We start from the raw sequence: 20343 nt of genomic DNA, 5'->3' as shown, positions 1-20343 counted from the left end.
GCCCCCCAGAACGACAACGAGAATCACATCGTAGATCAGCGTCGAATTGAAGATACGGGTCGGCATGGAGCTGACGGATGCCGCCATGACAAGGCCGGCAAAATATCCAATCATCGCTGCGAGAACATATTGGAGCACGACGATTGGCCGGGATGGGATGCCGGTAACGCGCGCCGCAAATGGATTATCGCCGATAGCGTAAATGTAGGCGCCCCAGCGCGTCTGCCGTAACAGCACGAACACAACCACGCAGGCGAGCGCGAACATCACGATCGCCGTGGGAATGCCAAGGATGCTTCCCTGCCCAAGCCGCTCAAATCCGGCCATCCCGGCACTCCATTGGACGACGTCGAGCTGGAACAGCGCCGCCTGACCAAGACCGGCAACAAAGAGACCGGTGGCGAGCGTCGCAAACAGCGGCGGCACCTCGGCGTATGCGATGAGCCATCCGTTGACGAGCCCGATGCCAATCGCCAGCAGACCCGCGGCCAGCAACGATGTGGGCAGCGAGTGGCCGTTCTGAACCAACTGGAGCACGAGCCCCCCCGGGACCGCGAGCGCCGCGATCAGCGAGAGATCGATGCCACGACCGATGACGACGATCGCCATCGCCAGGCCAAGGATGCCAAGGACTGCCACATTCTGCAGCAGCGTCAGCATATTCTGGGCGGTGAGAAAGCCGTTCAGGAAGATTGAAAATGCCACGAACAAGGCCGCAAAGACGGCGAACACGATTTCTTGCTGACTGAACCTAAGGCGTTTCATCACAGGCGACCCCGGCAGCTAAGGCGAACGGCGTTCGATTCGATAGGTTTGCGGAAGCGCGGACAGGCTTTTGGCAAGCTCGGCGACGAGCTTCTCGTCGTCGGATGCCACCGAAACCCGAACGAGCGTATTGAGTTTGTCGTCCTTGTCCACCTCGATCTCTGCGCCGGTCCCGGCACCAAATATCCGTTCGATTTCAGCCCCCACCTTCTCCCGCACCGCGAGATCGCGAAGAGCGGGTTTGAAAATCTTGCCGACCGCAGTCACCGGCAACGCGTCCAGCTGCACGATACGCCTCGGTCTGGCGGGCGGTTCATTGACATTGTTGTCAACAAATTCGCGCAATTGCTCTGCGTCGATCGTCTGGTTCGGCGATGGCACCACGAAGAGAATGGGAACTTCTCCTGCATAAGCGTCCGGCATTCCCACCGCTGAACTCATCTGCACGCCGGGAAAGGCATTGGCGACGTCTTCGATCGCGGCCGGGTCAATGTTATGTCCGCTCCGAACGATCAGATCCTTCTCGCGGCCCGTGAGCACCAGACGCTGATCCGGCGTGAGATAGCCGACATCGCCCGTGACAATCCAATGATCCTCGGTCAGGACACCAACGTTGTGACTGGGATCGACGTAGCCCGGAAATACCTGCGGCCCCTTCGCGAGCACGAGGCCACTGGTGAGCGGCGGGCATTCGCTTCGCATGTCCGCATCCCCAAGCGACACAATCTTTGTCCTCGCGAACGGGGCCCTGAATCCGACGCTGCCCTGGAGCGGCTCTCCAAGGCCCGGGTTGAATGCGATAGCCGCTGCCGTTTCCGTCATGCCGTAAGTTTCAAACAGCCTGAGCCCCGTTCTGTCCTGGAATCGATCTCCGATCGCCTTCGGAAGCACGGAGCCTCCGGTCAGCGCCATTCTGACAGTACCGATGTCGCAAGAACCGATCGGCACTTCGGCCAGAGCGGCGATTGATGTCGGCACCCCGCTGATGATCGTCGCCCGAAACCGGTCCACGATATGCCAAAAATCGCGAATTGCTTCCGGACTTCTTAGACTGTACGGCGACGGAATGACGACGTGGCCGCCGGCCGCAAGAACCGACAACCCGGCCGTCATCGTGCCGCCAACATGAAACAACGGGAAGCCGTTCAATGCAACATCGCGTTCGTCGATTCCGTGAACCTGAGCGAAGCTCCAGGCGGCATGAATCTGATTTCCATGCGTCAGGCGAACCAGCTTCGGGCGTCCGGTCGTTCCGCCGGTATGGAAGAGCGCGCACACCAACTCTCGATCAATCGATGGTTCGAAATCGAGAGAATTCCGCTGGGCGGCAATTGATTCGTCGAAACTGACGAAGCGATCCTCGACGTCATGGCTCTCCCCCATGACCAAAATCGTCCGCAGCGAGCTCATTCGGGTAGCGACGTTCTTTGCCTTTTGCCAAATGGCGACGTCGGTCGACTCCGACGGGATGACCAGCACGCGGGCTCCCTGGGCCTCAAGCAGGTCTGCGATTGCTGTTTCGCTAAGCATGAAGTTGATGGAGCTCGCTACGCCTGCGACTTGGGCGCCGAGCAAAGCGGGAAATACCTGCGGCAGGATCGGGCAAAGAAATGCGATTGTTGGACCGCCCGGCGTGATCCCAAACGACCTGAACAGGTTGGCCGCTTGGGAAAGATCGGCAAGCAATTCACGATGGGTGCGGCTGACCTCGCATGTCTGCCCCGATTTTCGGGTCAACACCGTCAACGCCTGCCTGTCGGGATGCAATCGCGCCGTAGCCTCGAAGAGCTGATACAGACTGCGCGCGGGCACCAGGGAGTCGTACGGTAATTGCTCTAATGCCTCGATGTCGCCAATGGAGACAACGGGCCTTGTGAACCTCGTTGTCATTGGCGAAAGCAGATCAGCACGCATCGCTTAATTCCCTCGACCGGCATCTGGCGCGCATCCCTGCCGAACCGGCGCGCGAACGCCTCCTCCCTCTTTAGGATTTTGATAGCGCAATACTCAGAACAGCGCTTGCTTGGAAGCGCAAAGGTTTTGCATTTAGGCGCAAAGTTGGCTTGCACAGCGTCAAGGGGGACCTAGAATTGCGCGACGCGAGCTTTGATGCAGCGCAAAACAGTCCATCCTGTAGCAACCGGATAACCGATGGATCTCGTGTTCACGACAAAGGGCATAGAGCCCTCCAAGCGCTACGCGGCTTGGCAGGGAGCGATTTGCGACGTCTATGTCAACGTCGACGTGAACGCGGAAAAGCGGTCCGACTACGAAGGCTTCATCCGGGAAGCGCGGTTCGGCCCTGTCACAATGACCGACGTCCTGCTGTCGGAACAGCGAATAGCACGACGCGAGCGGCACATCGCAAAGCTCGACAAGGATTGTTATTACGTCGAGTTCGTCCAGCAGGGAAAGATCAATGTCCTTCAAGCAGGCCAGACCCTGCTCTCCAACCCTGCGGTCGGCGCAATTTTCTCTGCGGCCGAAGCCTACGATTTGGAGTGCATCGGCAGGGTCCGGTCGCTCTATCTCGAGATTCCGCGCAAGGAGTTCGCTGCGCGATTCAGCGAACACAATATCCCCGTTGCAGCGACGATCGCCACTGCGCGCGGTCTCGGACGGATCGCGGCGGAGTTCTGTTCGACGCTTGCATCGGAAGGGGCAGCATTAGACGAGGCCGCAAGGGGCCGTCTGGGCGGCGAACTCATGGACGTGCTGGCGCTCGCGCTCGACATGGGCGACAGGCATGAACTATCGGAGGACGCGACTGCCCAGAAGGCCCGCTTGCGTTCCGTCAAGGATTGGATCGAGGAGCATCTTACAGATCCGGATCTCTCGCCAGAAAAGATCGCCAGAAGCAACGGTGTTTCGTTGAGGCATCTGCACTATCTTTTCAGGCTCAACGATGTGTCTGTGTCTGAATGGGTTTTGGATCGGCGGCTTCAGCGATGCTACGACTTGCTGACGCGCCCCGAATTGCGCTCACTATCGGTCACCGACGTAGCGTACCGGTTGGGTTTCCATAGCTCATCCCATTTCAGCACAGTTTTTCGAAGAAAGTTTGGACACAGCCCGTCGGATCTGCGCAAACGCTAGCACCAAAGGGGACGGTTATAGCGGCGCTTCCCCCAGGCCGACCTCCTGCCAGCTCAACTGGCACTAAACGGTCGAGCCCTATTCCGGACATTGAGCGGCGATTACGCGCTCAATACGTCAATTTTGATAACAAGCTGTCCGCTCTTCACCTGCTCGCCTTCTGTCACATCAATGGCGGAAATTACCCCCGAAACCGGTGCGGAATGGACGTGTTCCATCTTCATAGCTTCCAGCGTGACGATCGGCTGACCAGCCGCAACCCCTTCCCCAGGTCTGACCAGGACCGCAACCACTCGCCCGGACATCGCCGCACGGATTTGCCCGTCGCTCTTGATTGTGGGCGTCGACGCCGGCCTCGAAAGTGTCAGATCACGTGCCGAAATCGTAATGCCACGGTGGAGAAGATAAAGGTGATCGCCATCTCGAAGGAATCTTGCCGACTCGGTAAGGCCGTCGCGGAGAAAACGAATGGCTTCACGGCTGAGCTCAACTATTTCGAAGCTGCACTCGGTCCCTTTGAGGCGCGCCGTGTAACCGCCTTCCCGCTCCCGCATGAGCTCGATGTCATAGACGACGTGATCAAGCTCAAGACGGACGGGAAGAGGAAATGTCGTCCCCAGCGTTCGTCCACCTTTCCACGGCGGCGCGAACGGATTTGAAACGTGCAGCAGCAATGCGGCCAAGGCCGCGCTTTCACCGGCGTCGTTGGGGGAAGCCAACAGTTCAGCGCGGTTAAGCGCAATAAAGGAGGTAGTGACATCTCCCTCCAAGAATTCCGGGTGCCGCAGGCAAGCGGCAAGAAACGACTGATTTGTCGTGACGCCAAACGCTGCCGTCTCTTCGAGTCCGTGAATGAGCTTGCGCCGCGCCTCGTCGCGGGTCGTTCCGAAGCTAACGAACTTGGCTATCATTGAATCATAGAATGGCGGAATCTCCGAGCCTGAGCACATTGCATGCTCGACGCGAAGCCCCTCCGGCTTCCGCCACAACTTCATACAGCCCGACTGGGGCATGAAATCGTTTGCTGCATCCTCCGAGCAAAGCCGCGCCTCGATAGCATGACCAGAAAAGCGGACATCTTCTTGCTTAAGCCCAAGAGGCTCGCCGCTCGCGACGCGCAGCTGGAGTTCGACGAGGTCAAGCCCCGTAACCGCCTCGGTGACGGGATGCTCAACCTGGAGGCGCGTATTCATTTCCATGAAAAAGAACTCGCCATTCCGGTCGAGCAGGAACTCCAGCGTGCCGGCCCCCTGATAGCCGATCGATCTGATGGCATTGACCGAAATCGAGCCCATGCGCTCGCGCAACTCGGCGCTGACCTTCGGCGCGGGCGCCTCCTCGATAAGCTTCTGATGCCGCCGCTGCACCGAACAGTCACGTTCGCCGAGATGAATGGCATTCCCAAAGGCGTCGCCGAACACTTGAATTTCGATGTGGCGAGGGTCGACAATCGCGCGCTCCAGGATAACGGCGCTATCACCAAAAGCGCTTTGCGCCTCGGATCGCGCACCGCGCACCGCATCCACGAACGCTGAAGCATCGGAGACCAGCCGCATGCCGCGCCCGCCACCACCGGCAACGGCCTTGATCATCACCGGAAAACCGATCCTGTTGGCCTCGACCAGCAGCGCAGTTTCGCTCTGATCAGCCCCCAGATAGCCGGGCACACAGGGAACGCCGGCGGCTCGCATGATCTCCTTGGCGCCTGCCTTGTTGCCCATCGCCTCGATCATTTCGGCCGACGGACCGATGAACACCAGACCCGCATCCCGACAGGCCTCCGCGAGCCTGGCGTTCTCCGCAAGGAAGCCATAGCCGGGGTGAAGCGCGTCAGCACCGCTTGATTTCGCCGCCGAGACTATCGCGCCGATGTTGAGATAGGATTGGGCCGGCAACGCCTCGCCGAGACGAACAGCCTCGTCGGCCTCGCGAACATGCAAGTTTTCCCGGTCGGCATCCGAGTAGACCGCAACCACGCGATATCCAAGCCGGCGCGCGGTGCGCATGATCCGAAGTGCGATTTCGCCGCGGTTGGCGATCAAGATTTTGCGGAACGACGCAGCCCGCGAAGGTTTTCTCATGGCCGCGCGACCGAAAACTGCATCCGCTGCGGGCTACGCACTTCAGCTTCACGGCAAATCGCCAGCACCTCGCTCAATATTGCCCGCGTGTCGCGGGGGTCAATCACGCCATCATCCAGTAACCGGGCGCTCGTCGAAAACACGTCCATCTGGCCATCGAAAACCCCGACGATCTGCTCTTTCATAGCGACGAGCTTCGCCTCTTCGATCGGCTTGCCGCGCCGGATCGCGGCAGCTTCCGTCACGATCGCCATGGTTTCGGCAGCCTGTTCGCCACCCATCACCGCGGTCTTTGCGTTGGGCCATGAGAAGCAGAAGCGCGGTTGGAAGCCGCGTCCACACATTCCGTAATTGCCAGCGCCGAAAGACGCGCCACAATAAATTGTGATCTGGGGCACGGTGGCCGAGGTTACAGCCTGGATCATTTTTGAGCCGTGCTTGATCATGCCGGCTTCTTCATAGGCCTTGCCGACCATGTAGCCGGTGGTGTTGTTCAGGTAGAGAAGCGGCGTGCGCGACTGGCAGCAGGCCTGGATGAAATGCGTTGCCTTGTTGGCGCCGTCGGGATCAAGCGGACCATTGTTGGTGATAATACCGATCGCCTGCCCCTCGACGCGGGCGTGGCCACAAACAGTTGCAGGACCATAGTTCGTACCAAACTCGAGGAAGTCAGAATCATCGATGATACGCGCGATAACCTGCCGCATATCGACCGGCCGCTTGTGGTCCATCGGCATAATTCCAAGCAGTTCCTCGGGATCATGGCGGGGCGGACGATGCGAGACTTCATTTCTGACCGGCCGGTCCCATGGCAAGCTTGCCATGATGTCGCGCGCAATTCGCAAGGCATCACGGTCGTCCTCAGCCAGATAGTCGCCTAGCCCGGAGATGCCGGTGTGCATCTCGGCGCCCCCAAGCTCCTCTTCGGTGGCAATTTCACCGGTCGCAGCTTTCAGCAGCAGCGGCGGACCGGCGAGAAACGCCCGCGTCCTGCCGCGCACCATCACGATATAGTCCGACAGCCCGGTCTGGTAGGCGCCGCCGGCCGTGGACGAGCCATGCGTCACTGTGATCACCGGCAAGCCTTGCGCGGATAGCAGCGCCAAATTGCGGAAGATATTTCCACCTCTGACAAAATCCTCGACGCGGTAACGCAAAAGGTTCGCGCCGGCACTCTCGACCAGTTGGACGTACGGCAGCTTGTTATCCAGCGCCAATTCCTGCACCCGAAGCGTCTTGTCGAGGCCGTAAGGCTGCAAGGCGCCGGCGTCGATGCCGGCATCGTTGGCGCTTACCATGCAGCGGATACCGGCGACGAAGCCGATGCCGGCGATCACCCCTCCTCCTGGGACGCTCTTTTCGGGATCGGCCACATCGAACCGATAACCCGCGAGCGTGGACAGCTCGATAAAGGGCGCGCCGGGATCGAGCATAAGCGCCACCCGCTCACGCGGCAGCAATTGTCCGCGCTTGTGGAATCGGTCCTTTGCGGCAGCCGAAGCCCTGCGCGTTCGCTCCTCGAGAGCACGTATCTGCGCAATCAAAGCCAGCATCCCGTCGCGATTAGTCCTGTAAGCGTCGCTGCCGGGCGAGATCGTCGATTCAATGACGGTCATTTGCGATTACAGTTCCCGCGCTACGCGCCCTCTTTCGCAAAGTGTTCGGCAAACGCCTGACGCAGCTCGACCTTGCGGAGTTTGCCGGTCGCCGTCATCGGCATTTGATCGAGAACCTTGATGAATTTCGGCACCTGGAAGCCGCCCAGATTTTTGCGGCAGTGCTCCAAGAGTTCGGCTTCGTCTGCGTTCACACCCGGCTTGAGCTTGATGAAGGCGGAAACCGCCTCACCCCATTGCGGATGCGGCAGACCGACGACCGCGGCGTTTTGCACGGCGGGATGAGCAAGCAAGATTTCCTCGATTCTGACGGAAGCGACATTCTCGCCGCCCGACTTGATCATGTCCTTCTTACGGTCAAGGAACAGCACTTCGCCGTTTTCGTCGATCAGCGCGAGATCGCCGGTATGATGCCATCCGAATTTGCGCGCCTGTTCGGTCGCTTGCGGATCCTTGTAATATCCCATCATGACGTTCGGCCCGCGATGCACCAATTCGCCGGGCTGACCCCGCGGCAGGAGATTGCCGGAATCGTCCATGATTGCCGTCTCGTTGACGATCAACGACTCGCCCCAGTAATTGCCGAAACGCTGCAGCTGAACCTCGGGACGAGACATCGTGGTGGCCGGGTACATTTCGGTCTGACCGCTGCTGAGAACGAAATTCGGGCACAGATCGGCCATGGCGCGCTCGAGCAGCGGCCGCCCCATAGGCGCCATGGTGTAGATGCAGGTTCGCAGGCCGGTAAGGTCGAACTCCTTGCGGCGTGGATGGTCGAGGATCGCCTGATACATCAGCGGCAGGCCGACGAAGACTGTCAGCTTGTCGCGTACAATGGCCTCCATGCATGCCACCGGATCGAACCCGCGCATCAACGCCATGCGGCCGCCGACCGACAAGTAGCTCAACAGCAGCACGTGGCCTGCGCAATGGAAAAGCGGAAACTGCCCGGTAATGCCATCGTCGCGGTCGAGTTGCATCTCGATGGCGTTGCTCATCACAGCCATGACGACGCCGAGGTGGCTGTGCATCGCGCCCTTCGGCCGCGAAGTGGTGCCTGACGTATAGATGATCATCGCCAGATCGCGGTCATCGATGTCGATTTCCGGCTCGATCTCGGACTGGCCTTTCAGCAGATCATTGAAACCCTCCAGGCCTGCCGCAGCGGACGTGCCGGCCAGATCAACCGCGATCAAGTGCGCGCCGCGCTTTTGCAGCGCGGCGCGCCGGTCCGGCTGACCGTAGAGATTGTCGTCGATCAGCGCGAAACGCACCTCCGCGTGATCGAGGATGTAGTTCATATCGGCAGGTCCGAGCATGGTATTGATGGGCACCCAGACCAGGCCCGCGCGGTGAATGCCGAAAAGAGCTTTGACGAATTCAACCGAATTGTTGCAGATGCTGGAAATCTTGTCGCCGGGCTTGAGGCCACGCGCGACCAGATAATTCGCGAAGCGGTTGGCGTCACGCTCCAGCTCACTGAAGGTCACGCGCCGCGCGCCGTCAGTGACGGCGGTTCGATCAGGAAAGCGCGCCGCAGCGCGTTTCAGTAGATCGCCGATCGCGACGCGGCCGATCCGGCCCGGACCAGCTACGCCGCCCGTCGCCGCCAGGTTGGTCATGACGTTTCACTCCCTCATTTGCGTCACTCTTGCGAGTTCGCGAAGCTTCACCCCGGCCAGGCATTTTAGTGGAGGAGCCCGAAAATCCGGCGTGCCTCGGCCGGTGTCGCTATTTCGCGCCCCACCCGGCGCGCGCAAACCGCGATGCTTTCAATCAACTGGCCGTTGGATGTCACCTTGGTCCCATCGGGCTGATAGAAGGTATCTTCGAGGCCGGTGCGCAAATGACCGCCAAGCTCCGCGCACCGCTGGTGCAGCGGCCAGATTTCAGCCCGCCCGATCGCCGTGACCTGCCAATGGGCTTCCGGCAATTTCAATTTCAAAAGGATCGGCAGCAGCTCGGAGTCGGCCGGCATGCCGGAGGCGACCCCCATGACGAAATTATAGTCCAGCGGACCTGAATACATGCCGGTTTGCCTGTACATGCCGACGCAGCGGACGATGCCGACGTCGAAACATTCAAATTCGGGGATCGTGCCTGCTTCCTTCATCGCATCGAGATAATCCTGCACCTTCTCGACAGCATTATCGAACATCATCGGCGGCCAGGCCCAGGTATTGTCCGCCTTCACTTTAAGATAATTCAGCGAACCGGCGTTGCAGGCGGCCATTTCGGGCCTTGTTTCGCGCAAGCAACGGAGTGCTCCCTGATAGTTGGGCCCCGACGTGCCCGTGGTATGGTTGATGATTACGCCCGGGCAGGCCTCGCGGATCGCCTGCTGGATCTCGCGAGAGACCGACACCTCCCAAGAAGGCAGGTGTCCCTTGCCCGGCGTTTGCTGTCGCAAATGGATATGCATCACACTGGCGCCGGCATTGAAGGCGGATCTTGCCTCGCGCGCCATTTCCTCAGGGGTAACCGGAACGTGATGCTGTTTAGGGTCGGTCAGCACGCCGTTCAGCGCGCAGGTGATGACAGCCTTGTCGCTCATGAAGCCGCCGTGATTCCGGTAAGGTTCTGCGTGATCCGCGGGATCATGCCTTCCGCATCATCCGGCTTCTTGCGTCCACGCGCTATTACCCGCTCCGCTTCCATCGTAGATCGCAAGGTCGCGAGAACCCGAAAAGATGGCGCGCGGCTTTAGCCCGTAAAAGCGCCGGATCGAGTGGCTGAAATGGGTGGAGTCGGGATAGCCGATTTCCTGCGCAAGATGCGCGAGATTGAGGTCCTGGTTAGCGAAGTGCAGCAGGTGGCGGGCACGCTTCCAGGCCCGGAAAGAACGAAAGGAGATATCGGTCTCCTGCTTGAAGAGATGGAGGAATCGCGACGACGATAAACCCGCCTGTTCCGCGCAGCTTGCTGCCGTCACTGGATCGCCGGAAAAACGGCAGATTTGCTCGATCGCCCTCAGGACGCGGGGATCAAGGGCCCGCGGCGGCAGCGCTTCGCCAAAGCACATGATGTCAAACGCGGCACTGTCGATATCGCCGGCGCATGCCTGGCGCTGCAACTGCTCGTAGGCCGCGCGGAGCCGTGCCGCAAAAAACTGGCCTTCAGTTCCCGATAGGCGATTTGCGAGCACTTCGAGCACTCCGCCGCAGACGGTTTCCGGCTCAATCAAGACGCAAATCACGGAACGATAGTCGCTGACGATGGTGTGCCGCAGGTTCGGCAGCACCACCACCAGTTCGCCCTGCTCGGCGGGTGTGCCTTCGACTTCGAGCGTGAGACCACCCTTGATCGCAACGTAGATGTTAATGGCGCCGGAGCAACGCTCGCGCGGACGACCGAGCAGGCCACCGTAAAATACACGTTCAGGTGTGATCAGCATCAAATGGCCGGATTCACGGCCTCCGTCGTCCATGGTCGAACCTCCTCACACAGCTCTTTTCGGCTGCTCTGCTGGGGTCAACCATACCGCCTTTCAGGACCAATGCGAAGCATCGAACGCAAACGGTCACCTGGACGCTCAGTAAGTTGAAGTGTTCCGGGAGAAATATTCGACTCAGGCAGGGACGCTGGGGGCAACGTTCTGCTGGGCGGCTTCTTCCGCCGCCAACGCCCGTTGATAGCCATCGCGTTGCTGCAAGCGCTCCCAATAGGCGGTCACATTGGGCCCGAAATCCTTCGCGAGCCCAATAATTCCGGCAAGACGCAGCGCGTACCCGATGACGATATCTGCCGCTGTGAATCGTTTCGCGGCCAGTGTCTCCGCGTGCGCGGTCGCAGCCTCGACTGCCCGCAGCCGTCCCAAAAACCATTTGGCATAGTCGCTCGCGACTTGCGGATTACGCCGTCCCTCCGGTTCGAGCTGGGTGTACCGCAGCACCAGCGTTTGCGGAAAGGTCAGCGTTGCGTCGCTGAAATACATCCAGTTGATGAACGCGCCATACCCGGGCTCGTCGGTTCGAACTATCAGCGGCGTCGGCCCATATTTCGAACCCAGGTAGTGACATATTCCGGATGACTCGGTCATTTTGGTATCACCGTCAATCATCAGGGGAATGGTGCCGAGCGGGTTGAGCGAAAGGTAATCCTTAGCGAACACGCGCGGCGGGAATGGCAGCATTTTTAGATCGTAAGGCATTCCCATCTCTTCCAGCATCCATAGCGGCCGGAACGAGCGCGCGCCGTAGCAGTGATAAAGCGTGATCATCGGTCGCTCCCTCGACTATCACTGGTTCATTCCGGGCAGCGTGCCCATCATCTTGCACAGCACCGACAGCATCACTTCGTCAGCACCACCGCCGATCGAAGCCAGGCGGGTGTCGCGATAGGCGCGGCTCACGGGGGTCTCGTTCATGAAGCCCATACCGCCCCAAAATTGCAAGCACGCATCGGTCAGGACGCGCCCTAACCGGCCAGCCTTGAGCTTGGCCATCGTCGCAAGCTTTGTGACGTCCTCGCCGGCTATCAGAGCTTCAGCGGCGCGATAAGTCAGCGCACGCAGCAACTCGACCTCGGTCTGCATTTCCGCGAGCTTGAAGTGTACGACCTGGTTGTCGAGAATGCTTTGGCCGAATGCCTTTCGGTTGCGGGTATATTCGATGGTCTCTGTGATGATGAACTCATGGGCCTTGAGGCAGGCGGCGGCAGCCCAGAGCCGCTCCTCCTGAAATTGCAGCATCTGGTAGGTGAAGCCTTGGCCTTCCTCACCGATACGGTTGCGCTTCGGCACCCGGACATCGTCGAAGAAAATCTGCGCGGTGTCGGAAGAATGCATACCCATCTTGTCGAGCTTGCGCGCAACCTGAACGCCCTTGGTCTTCATTGGGACGCAGATCAGCGATTTGTTGCGGTGTTTGGGGCCATCGCCTGTATTGGCGAGCAGGCAGATCCAGTCGGCCTGGACGCCGTTGGTAATCCACATCTTTCCACCATTGATGACGTAGTCGCCGCCATCGGAGCGCGCGCTCGTCTTGATCGAGGCGACGTCCGAGCCGGCTCCCGGTTCGGAGACGCCGATACAAGCAACTGCGTCGCCCGCGATCGCAGGGCTCAGAAACTCCCGACGTACCTCATCGGAGCCGAAGCGAGCCAGCGCCGGCGTTGCCATGTCGGTCTGCACGCCGATCGCCATCGGCACGCCGCCGCAGCGAATGGTGCCAAGTTCTTCGGCCATCATCAACGCATAGCTGTAATCGAGCCCCTGGCCGCCGAATTCCACGGGCTTGTTAAGGCCGAGAAAGCCGAGTGCGCCAAGTTTCCTGAACAGGTCATGCGCAGGAAAAACGCCTTCCTTTTCCCATTCATCCACAAAGGGATTTATTTCAGCGGCTATGAATTTCTGAAGCGCGCGGCGGATTTCTTCATGATCGGCTGTGAAGAGCATTCTACCTCCTTGTCATAATCCCATCTGCCGGCTGGCCAGATCCTTCATGATCTCTTCGCTGCCGCCCCCGATCGCATTGACCTTGACATCACGGTAGATGCGCTCGACCTTGATGCCTCGCATGTAGCCTGCGCCGCCGAAAATCTGCACGGCTTCGGAAGCGCAGAATGCCATTGTCTGTGTTGCCTGATTCTTCAGCATGCATATTTCGGCGATCGGACTTTCGCCTTGATCGAGCCGCCATGCCAGCATTTCAAGCATCGCTTGCGATGCTGCGACCCGCTGCGCCATGTCGACCAGCTTGTGCCGGATCACCTGATGCTGCGCCAATGGCTTGCCGAAAGTGTGCCTCTGTTTTGCGTAGTCCATCGCCTCCTCCAGGCATACCCGGGCCGCCGCGGTGCAGCCAGCCGCCATCGTCAGCCGCTCGCTGTTGAAGTTGCGCATGATGATCTTGAATCCGCTACCTTCCTCTCCGAGCAGATTTCCGGTCGGCACACGGCAATTGTCAAAATGCAATGTCGCCGTATCCGAAGCCCACCAGCCCATTTTCTTGAGCGGTGTGCGTGAGAGCCCGGGCGCGTTGCCCTCGATCACCAGGAGACTGACACCCTCCGACCCCGGCCCCCCGGTGCGCACCGCGGTGGTGATAAAATCGGCGCGCATTCCCGAGGTAATGAAGGTCTTCTCCCCGTTGACGACGTAAGTATCGCCGTCGCGGCGCGCCGAGGTCCGCAGGTTGGCTACATCAGAACCACCGCTCGGTTCCGTGATCGCAAGCGCGGAGATCTTCTTGCCCGACAGAATCTGCGGCAGCACCCGAGCTTTAAATTCCGGCCGGCCGGCGCGCGCAATGGGTGGGGCACCTATCGAATTGCTCTTCAGGCTGGCGGCGACGCCGCCGGCGCCGGCGCGGGCCAATTCCTGTACCGCGACGATCCACATGAAATTGTCGACTTCGGTGCCCCCATACTCTTCCGGAAAGCCCAGGCCCAAAAGGCCGATTGCGGCAGCCTTCTCGTATAAAACGCGGGGGAATCCGCCCGCCTCGTCCCATTCGTGGGCATAAGGCTCAATCTCCTTCTCGACGAAGCGGCGCACCACTTCACGATAGGCCTCGTGCTCGGCCGTGTAGAAGGGGTTGGCCATTCGTCGCGCTCCTTTGGACGCCCGTCGTCGTGAAAGCTCAGAATTTCCCGAAACCTCACTCGGTAACTTGCGTCAACTGGCTGCGGACATCGAAAGGACGACGCGCGCGATGCGAGCACGATGGGATCGAGCTGCCACCCTGTACCATTACCTACAAAAAGACGATCTCGTGACGCATCACGAAGGGCGCGAGCATCGTGTCGACCTCATTCGCGATTGCCTCGCGCTCATGTTCGGCGACATGCGGGATTGTGACCGTGGCCATGCTGCCATGGCTGCCATGGGGCCCCACCTCGACGGTACAGTCGATCCCTCTTTCCGCAAGAGGCGCTAGAACGCGGGTAAATACTCGCTTGGCCGCATCCCATCGAAGCCGAGGCTTGAACACCTTGCCAACGCCGGTGAGCGGCATCGGATCAATTGGAATGATTTGCGCGGGAACGGCGGCACGTTCCGGCGTACGCTCTCGCACCCACGCTTCCAACTCGCCCGGCTGAACGATTGCGCCCGCCTTCAATTGTACGTAGCCCACGGGCAGTTCGCCCGCATAGGCGTCCGGCTGACCGACCACGGCAGCCAGGCCGACCGCGGGATGCTGGAACATGATATCTTCGATCGGACCGGGATCGATGTTGTGGCCGCCACGAATAACGAGATCCTTGGCGCGGCCGGTGATCCAGAGATAGCCGTCCTTGTCGAGGCGGCCGAGATCACCCGAATTGACCCACCCCTTGTCAGCGAAGGCACCCTTGTTGTGGATTTCGTCGAGATAGCCACGGAAAACACCGGGGCCGGCCATGATCACGACGCCGATTTCGTCGGGCTCACAGTCTCGTTCAATTTGATCGTTGCTGTCCAGCTTGACGATGCGAACCCGGCTGTAGGGTATGGGCAGGCCGACCGATCCGAGACGGATGGGACGATCCGGATACGCCATGGTATGGACGCTGGAGGTCTCGGTCATGCCATAGACCTCGATAACCGGTATCTTGAATTTTTCCTGGATTGCTTTGCCGACGGCAACCGGGATGGCCGATCCTCCGGCAGCGGCATATCGCAGGCTCGACAGGTCAGCGTTGCCCGGCGGAATGGAAAGTGCTGCCGCCAGAACTGTCGGGACGCCGCTGAAAGTTTCCGGCCTGAACCGTTCGATGAGGCCCCAGACGTTCTTTACAGCCGCGGGATTTCGCCATCCTGACGGCGACAGAACGACCAGGCAGTTGCCGGCCGACAAGTTGCTCAGTGCCTGTGTAAGCGAGCCGCCGACGTGGAAAAGAGGCATGCCGAAAAGCAGATTGGCTCCGGACTTCGACTTGAGCAGGAGATTGCAAGCCCAGGCCTGATAGACCTGATTGGCATGGCTGTGACAGACGAGCTTCGGGGTGCCGGTAGTGCCTCCGGTGTGAAAGTAAGCTGCAATCTGATCGCCGGAAATCCGTCTGCCGCTGACGAGCCTGTCGGAAGGCTGGTCCCTGATGAGATCAGCAAAGGAATAGATGTTGTTCGCAGGATCGCCGGGACCATGCATCTGCACGACGGCTTTCAGGTGCTTCAGCCTGCCGCGGACCTGCTCCACTTTCTGCCAAATGTCCGTTCCTGGCGTCGGACCGAGGGCGACAAGGACGGTGGTCTTCGCGGCGTCCAGGATTTCGGCAATTTGGTACGGTTCCAGGAGCGGATTGATCGGATTCGCAATGCCGGCAGCTTCGGCTCCGAACAGAACGACGAAGGCTTCCGGGATAAGCGGAAGCATGAAGCTCACCACGTCATTTTCGCCAACACCCAGCGCGTGAAACATGTTGGCGGCTTGCGTCACCCGCGCGAGGAAGTCGCGGTGGGAAATAACCAATGGTGCGTCCGCCGGATCAGCATTGGCCAGGAATTGGAGGGCGGGAGCATCAGGATTCCTGGCGGCTCCGAGCTTGATGGCATCATAGGTGCTCTGGGCAGCGATGCGCTCGGGATAGGGAATGCGTTCGAAGGCCTGGACGTCGGCATCCGTAGTAAAAATCGGATATTCATTGCCTATCAGTCGATCGAGCGAATGGATGCCGGCCATACTCTCCCCTCCCTGTTTTCATCTCCTCCGCTTGTCCGCTTTTAAATTCTGTTGTTTGGGCAAGCGCACCCCGCATCTTTTCAGAACGGCGGCCAAGTGCAACCCGGTAACAGCATCGTTGGTCTCTTCCGGACTGAAGAACCCTACGGGTGGCGCCCACCAAGGTGCGGATGATGTTCGACATCCTGCACTTCCGAGCCTGGGGGCTCGGGGACGTATTCCGCTTTGGATCCGTACACCTTCAGGGAGTCACCATCGAGATATTGATGGTCAACATAGCAACCGAGAAAGGATCACACCTCGGCAACGGTGCCTGTGCTTCTTGGCTTCGCCGTTTGGCGATTTTTCGGCTGACGCGATCCCAAAAAGCAGACGCTCGACATCACCAAAGCGACCCCAAGCTCCCGATCGGCGGGATGGACCTCTTATAGCATGCGGCGTTGTGGATCGGCTCTGATTTGCCGGTAATGCAACCGTCGCAGGCTCGCTTCTCTGTCGCATCGATAAATAATGAGCGAACTTTTCGCGGCGCCACCCACTAAGAGGGCCTTGCGATTGTCGTGAATCTTACGTTTCCGCTTTAGAACGGATTAAGTCACTTTGGAGTGATGCAATCAACCTGCGGTGTTATATCTAACCTTCTGAACGCCTTAAGTTCTGACTCTCTTAATGATTGTGTGCGGTATTTGACGCGCATGATTGGCGGTCGACCACAGTCTCTGACAAAACTTCCCTTGCCTTCTCTTCGGGATCGAAGCGAAGTTATCGCGGCGTCCTGCAGTTTGTCCGAAAATGCTGCTGCCGTGCAGCAGCAAATTCGTCCCGCCGACCCTATGCCATCATCCTAGGAATTTGAGGTGATTGGCAACGCCCCTCACTCCAGTTTCCTGTCGTCATTGGCGTCGCGTTCGCCCCCATTTGCGCCAGTTCGCATCTCGTACCTGGAATCGATCAGGGGTCTTGCCGCGATTCAGGTGTTGTTGTTGCATTTCTTCGCCGCCTTCGTGCCAGACTTGGTGTTTCCCGGGCATTCGTCCGCTCTTGCTGCCTCAATTCATCTGTCGCCGCTCTCTTTCCTTTATGACGGCTACTCCGCGGTCTACATCTTCTTCACTCTCAGCGGTTACGTCTTGACCCGCTCCTTCGAACGTCAATCGATGCGGCCACAATTGCAAATTGTCGCTCGCGTCGTTCGCCTTGGATTACCAGCCTTACTCGCAACTGTCGTTGCCGCGGCCTTGATGGTGCTGTTTGGTAAAGCAAACGTCGAAGCCGGCAAATGGCTAGGCAGCGATTGGCTTAGCCGTCAGTGGGACACTGACCTTTCGACTATCTCGATAATTCGCGATGGCACGGTCAACGCGCTGTTTCTCGGTTACCGAGACATGCCAGGTGCCGTATTCCTGGCGCCTTGGCAGCAATCAACTGAGCAGTCCTTCATCACGCCGCTCTGGACGCTCAGCATTGAGTTTTACGGTTCGATGACGATCCTGCTTCTATGCTGGTGCGCGCAGCGATCCCGTCAACTATGGTTGTTGGTCGTAATACTCGGAGCAGTCTTCACAATCAGAAGCGCCTATCTTTGCTTCTTCGCCGGCCATCTGCTGGCGGTCGCCTATTGCGCAGAGCGGCCGGCGCCAGAACGCGCCTCACTGCCGGCCGCGTTGGCCGCTTTCGGCCTACTTTCCTGTGTGGTCGCCGATATATGGCAACCGGACTGGCTCATCAGTCTTTATTCATGGCCGACCCCTTGGCTATTCGCGGGCCAGTTCCCACCAATGCAGCAGAAGGCCTTCGGCGCCGTTCTTTTTCTGATTGGAATCATCCACCTCCAGGTGTGCCGCGATTTTCTATCCAAACCGTGGCTTGTGGAGCGATCCAAATTGTCGTTTCCGCTCTACCTCATGCACTGGCCGATCATGTGCGGGCCGGCGGCTGCCCTGTTCTTGTCTCTGAACAAAATGGCTGGCACCGGCTTTGCTCAAATCTCTGCCCTTGTGAGCGGAGTCGCTCTTGCTGTCGCCGCAAGCAAGGTCTTCGCGTCGGTCGATCGATACGCAGTTGAGATATCGGCCCGCTTACGCGGGCACGCCATCAATAATTCAGGAGTGCGTCTCGACGACAGGGCCGAGATGGCCAGGTGACGCGCACGCGAAAGCATGGACATTACCTGGTCCGGTATATGCGGGCATTTGTGTAAGGTGGAGATCGGCGGGGCTTCGACCCAAACCGGTCTCGGCGGCAGCCTCCATCAAGCGTTACCGCACTCGCCGAAGAACCCAAGACCACCAGCTTCGCGCCTCCACCAGCGATGCCGACATCACACTATCGAAGGCATTCACGAGGTCTGGGATGGAGCCCTCATGCGTGACTCCGAAGACATCTCTTTCGATTAAAACGTTTAGCGAGTAACAGGATCACACGTCACCCATCCCACTAGCTGGACGGAGGGATCGAACCTCGATGCCTATGATCCGCTGGAGAACATGCATTAAATCTGAGCTTGTCGGGCGAGAGCTTCTATGTATTGAGCAGGACCGGCCATCGGCCATGCTGACACGATGCCGCTGGGGTTAGCGAACACCTGCGGGCTCTTTCAGCGTCATTCCAGGAGCGGATTCGCGTGCAGAACCCCGGCCGGCAATTAGCTTTCGATACTGAGCTTCGAATTCTCGTGCCATGCGGCGCGCAGAGAACCTCGAAACGCGCGCGTATCGTGTCTCTATCTGGTCGCGCCAGTTGTCTCACCGCGCGAACAGCATGTTCCTCGCTCTCGACGATGAAGCCCGTGACTCCGTCATCAATGACCTACGGCACAGAACCAGGCCGATAAGCGATCAAGGGTGTTCCGCATGCCATCGCTTCAATCATAACCAGACCGAACGGCTCAGGCCAATCGATCGGGAAGAGCAAGGCGGCAGCATTGGCGAGAAATGGCTGCTTGCCGCTCTGACTGATCTCGCCGACGAGTTGGACAGCCTTGCTGTCGATATGAGGCTCGAGATGCTTCTTGAAGTAAGCGGTCTCGATTCGGGGTATCTTGGCCGCGATGCGTAGCGGCATGCGCGCGGCCTTCGCGATACGGATTGCGTCTTCAGGTCCTTTTTCTGCTGAAAGGCGCCCCAGAAACGCCAGGTACGAGCCTTGCTCACGCGAGGGGTGAAACTGGTTCGCAGGAAGTCCGTGCTGGATCGTGCCGATCCAATTGGCACCCTGCAGCGGCAGTCGCTGGTGAGTGGATATCGAGACAAAGCTCGCTTCCGGAAATGCCTGGACGACCTCCGGCAAGCCGGGAAGGTCGAGCCTGCCGTGCATGGTTGTCAGAAACGGGACGCCCAGCCGACTGAGCAGAGGAAGGTGAAGCCAGTCGATATGGGCGTGGATCACGTCGAATTCGCCCGCCCGTCCCGCGATCGCTTCCAGCAAGAGCGTACAGGCAGCACTCGGATCGGCGCCCTTTTGTCCGAGGCGCAAAGCGCGAGGCCAAACCGGGTGAAGCTTGCCGCGTGTTTTTGAATCACCGCTTGCAAAAAGAACGACTTCATGACCCAGCTCAACGAGTTCATCTACCAACCAGGCGATGACCCGCTCGGTGCCGCCGCAGAGCTTCGGAGGAACACTTTCGGCCAGAGGAGCAAGTTGAGCGATGCGCATCTGCCCTCTAAGCTCCGACAACCGGGCGGTGCCAATTGAGCAGTCTTGATGGAATGTCGTCCGCCATTCTTCGAAGCTCTGGCCGTGTGGGGCAACTCGTTTGAATTCGAAAGTTTCCGGTCTTTCGGAAAACTCGCCGCCTTTTTTGCAGAATAGGTCGCGTTGGCCATTCGGGCACGAAGCGCTCGCGCCAGCACGTAAATCCCCAAAGCGAAGGAGCCGCTATGCGGGCCCGTTTTCCCCGACGAAAAATGAGATGCCACGCAGGCGCAGGAGTTACTGGGCGATCGAAATTCCCCGGGCGGCCCTAAGCTGCGACTTCGCAATCGGTCGCAGCCTGCAGCGGGCGCATCTGTCCGATCATGCCACGCGCCCAGGGTTAGCCGGGTTCCATTGACCCAGATCAAGAGTAGAACCCGCTGCGAAGCAAACAGTGTCCAGAGTTTGCCTCCGCGCTCATTGCTCAGGGTTACGGCGACGATGAAATCGAGCTTATGTCTCCGACGGTTTCAGACGTTTGCATTGCTC

Annotated in this window: 13 protein-coding genes and 1 pseudogene; 2 read left to right on the top strand and 12 right to left on the bottom strand. The window is 59.3% G+C overall.

What is annotated here, in order from left to right:
- Both NEZ08_RS22855 and NEZ08_RS22850 read right to left on the bottom strand, forming a co-directional pair.
- Positions 1–765: ABC transporter permease (locus tag NEZ08_RS22855; protein ID WP_298112172.1), on the bottom strand; the 765-nt coding region annotated here is incomplete at its 3' end.
- Positions 766–783: 18 nt separating this feature from the next.
- Complete coding sequence (locus tag NEZ08_RS22850; RefSeq protein WP_298112170.1) at positions 784–2679, bottom strand: AMP-binding protein; 1896 nt, start codon at positions 2677–2679, stop codon at positions 784–786.
- A gap of 237 nt (positions 2680–2916) precedes the next feature.
- Here NEZ08_RS22850 and NEZ08_RS22845 point away from each other — a divergent pair, with 237 nt between their 5' ends.
- Positions 2917–3861 carry a helix-turn-helix domain-containing protein gene (locus tag NEZ08_RS22845; protein ID WP_298112167.1) on the top strand — a complete coding sequence of 315 codons (945 nt, stop codon included), beginning with the start codon at positions 2917–2919 and terminating at the stop codon, positions 3859–3861.
- A gap of 101 nt (positions 3862–3962) precedes the next feature.
- Here the strand turns inward: NEZ08_RS22845 and NEZ08_RS22840 are convergent, their stop codons facing one another.
- The 9 genes from NEZ08_RS22840 to NEZ08_RS22800 all read right to left on the bottom strand — a co-directional run bounded on the left by NEZ08_RS22840 (position 3963) and on the right by NEZ08_RS22800 (position 16161).
- Positions 3963–5942, bottom strand: a complete 1980-nt coding sequence (locus NEZ08_RS22840) for an acetyl-CoA carboxylase biotin carboxylase subunit (RefSeq protein WP_298112164.1) — start codon at positions 5940–5942, stop codon at positions 3963–3965.
- Positions 5939–7558 carry an acyl-CoA carboxylase subunit beta gene (locus tag NEZ08_RS22835; RefSeq protein ID WP_298112161.1) on the bottom strand — a complete coding sequence of 540 codons (1620 nt, stop codon included), beginning with the start codon at positions 7556–7558 and terminating at the stop codon, positions 5939–5941. Before NEZ08_RS22835 ends, NEZ08_RS22840 begins: the two co-directional genes overlap by 4 nt.
- 20 nt (positions 7559–7578) lie before the next feature.
- Positions 7579–9180, bottom strand: a complete 1602-nt coding sequence (locus tag NEZ08_RS22830; protein ID WP_298112159.1) for an AMP-binding protein — start codon at positions 9178–9180, stop codon at positions 7579–7581.
- A gap of 65 nt (positions 9181–9245) precedes the next feature.
- Positions 9246–10112, bottom strand: a complete 867-nt coding sequence (locus tag NEZ08_RS22825) for a 3-keto-5-aminohexanoate cleavage protein (RefSeq protein ID WP_298112157.1) — start codon at positions 10110–10112, stop codon at positions 9246–9248.
- A 57-nt stretch (positions 10113–10169) separates the two neighbouring features.
- Positions 10170–10985: an AraC family transcriptional regulator gene (locus NEZ08_RS22820; RefSeq protein ID WP_298112153.1), complete on the bottom strand. Its 816-nt coding sequence runs from the start codon at positions 10983–10985 to the stop codon at positions 10170–10172.
- Between the two features lie 141 nt (positions 10986–11126).
- Complete coding sequence (locus NEZ08_RS22815; RefSeq protein WP_298112150.1) at positions 11127–11777, bottom strand: glutathione S-transferase family protein; 651 nt, start codon at positions 11775–11777, stop codon at positions 11127–11129.
- An 18-nt stretch (positions 11778–11795) separates the two neighbouring features.
- The gene (locus NEZ08_RS22810) at positions 11796–12953 is read right to left on the bottom strand and encodes an acyl-CoA dehydrogenase family protein (RefSeq protein ID WP_298112148.1); all 1158 of its coding nucleotides are present in this window, start codon (positions 12951–12953) and stop codon (positions 11796–11798) included.
- Positions 12954–12965: 12 nt separating this feature from the next.
- Complete coding sequence (locus NEZ08_RS22805) at positions 12966–14102, bottom strand: acyl-CoA dehydrogenase family protein (RefSeq protein ID WP_298112146.1); 1137 nt, start codon at positions 14100–14102, stop codon at positions 12966–12968.
- A 151-nt stretch (positions 14103–14253) separates the two neighbouring features.
- A complete protein-coding gene (locus NEZ08_RS22800; RefSeq protein WP_298112143.1) occupies positions 14254–16161 on the bottom strand; it encodes an acyl-CoA synthetase in 1908 nt (635 codons plus the stop codon).
- Positions 16162–17018: 857 nt separating this feature from the next.
- Here NEZ08_RS22800 and NEZ08_RS22795 point away from each other — a divergent pair.
- Entirely contained in the window at positions 17019–18305 is a 1287-nt protein-coding gene (locus NEZ08_RS22795) for an acyltransferase (protein ID WP_298112140.1), read from the top strand.
- Between the two features lie 429 nt (positions 18306–18734).
- Here the strand turns inward: NEZ08_RS22795 and NEZ08_RS22790 are convergent.
- Positions 18735–19815: pseudogene (locus tag NEZ08_RS22790) on the bottom strand (glycosyltransferase family 4 protein).
- Positions 19816–20343: the final 528 nt, after the last annotated feature.

The organism is Bradyrhizobium sp. (assembly GCF_027451485.1).
Taxonomy (GTDB): Bacteria; Pseudomonadota; Alphaproteobacteria; order Rhizobiales; family Xanthobacteraceae; genus Bradyrhizobium.
The sequence above is the reverse complement of the archived record's forward strand: the minus strand, read 5'-3'. Positions and strand labels throughout refer to the sequence as shown.

What these genes read in the sequence shown, in the direction of transcription:
- NEZ08_RS22835 (WP_298112161.1), bottom strand. Translation starts at nt 7,558, where the DNA reads ATGACCGTCATTGAATCGACGATCTCGCCCGGCAGCGACGCTTACAGG.
- NEZ08_RS22810 (WP_298112148.1), bottom strand. Translation starts at nt 12,953, where the DNA reads ATGCTCTTCACAGCCGATCATGAAGAAATCCGCCGCGCGCTTCAGAAA.
- NEZ08_RS22830 (WP_298112159.1), bottom strand. Translation starts at nt 9,180, where the DNA reads ATGACCAACCTGGCGGCGACGGGCGGCGTAGCTGGTCCGGGCCGGATC.
- NEZ08_RS22805 (WP_298112146.1), bottom strand. Translation starts at nt 14,102, where the DNA reads ATGGCCAACCCCTTCTACACGGCCGAGCACGAGGCCTATCGTGAAGTG.
- NEZ08_RS22815 (WP_298112150.1), bottom strand. Translation starts at nt 11,777, where the DNA reads ATGATCACGCTTTATCACTGCTACGGCGCGCGCTCGTTCCGGCCGCTA.
- NEZ08_RS22840 (WP_298112164.1), bottom strand. Translation starts at nt 5,942, where the DNA reads ATGAGAAAACCTTCGCGGGCTGCGTCGTTCCGCAAAATCTTGATCGCC.
- NEZ08_RS22820 (WP_298112153.1), bottom strand. Translation starts at nt 10,985, where the DNA reads ATGGACGACGGAGGCCGTGAATCCGGCCATTTGATGCTGATCACACCT.
- NEZ08_RS22845 (WP_298112167.1), top strand. Translation starts at nt 2,917, where the DNA reads ATGGATCTCGTGTTCACGACAAAGGGCATAGAGCCCTCCAAGCGCTAC.
- NEZ08_RS22850 (WP_298112170.1), bottom strand. Translation starts at nt 2,679, where the DNA reads ATGCGTGCTGATCTGCTTTCGCCAATGACAACGAGGTTCACAAGGCCC.
- NEZ08_RS22825 (WP_298112157.1), bottom strand. Translation starts at nt 10,112, where the DNA reads ATGAGCGACAAGGCTGTCATCACCTGCGCGCTGAACGGCGTGCTGACC.
- NEZ08_RS22800 (WP_298112143.1), bottom strand. Translation starts at nt 16,161, where the DNA reads ATGGCCGGCATCCATTCGCTCGATCGACTGATAGGCAATGAATATCCG.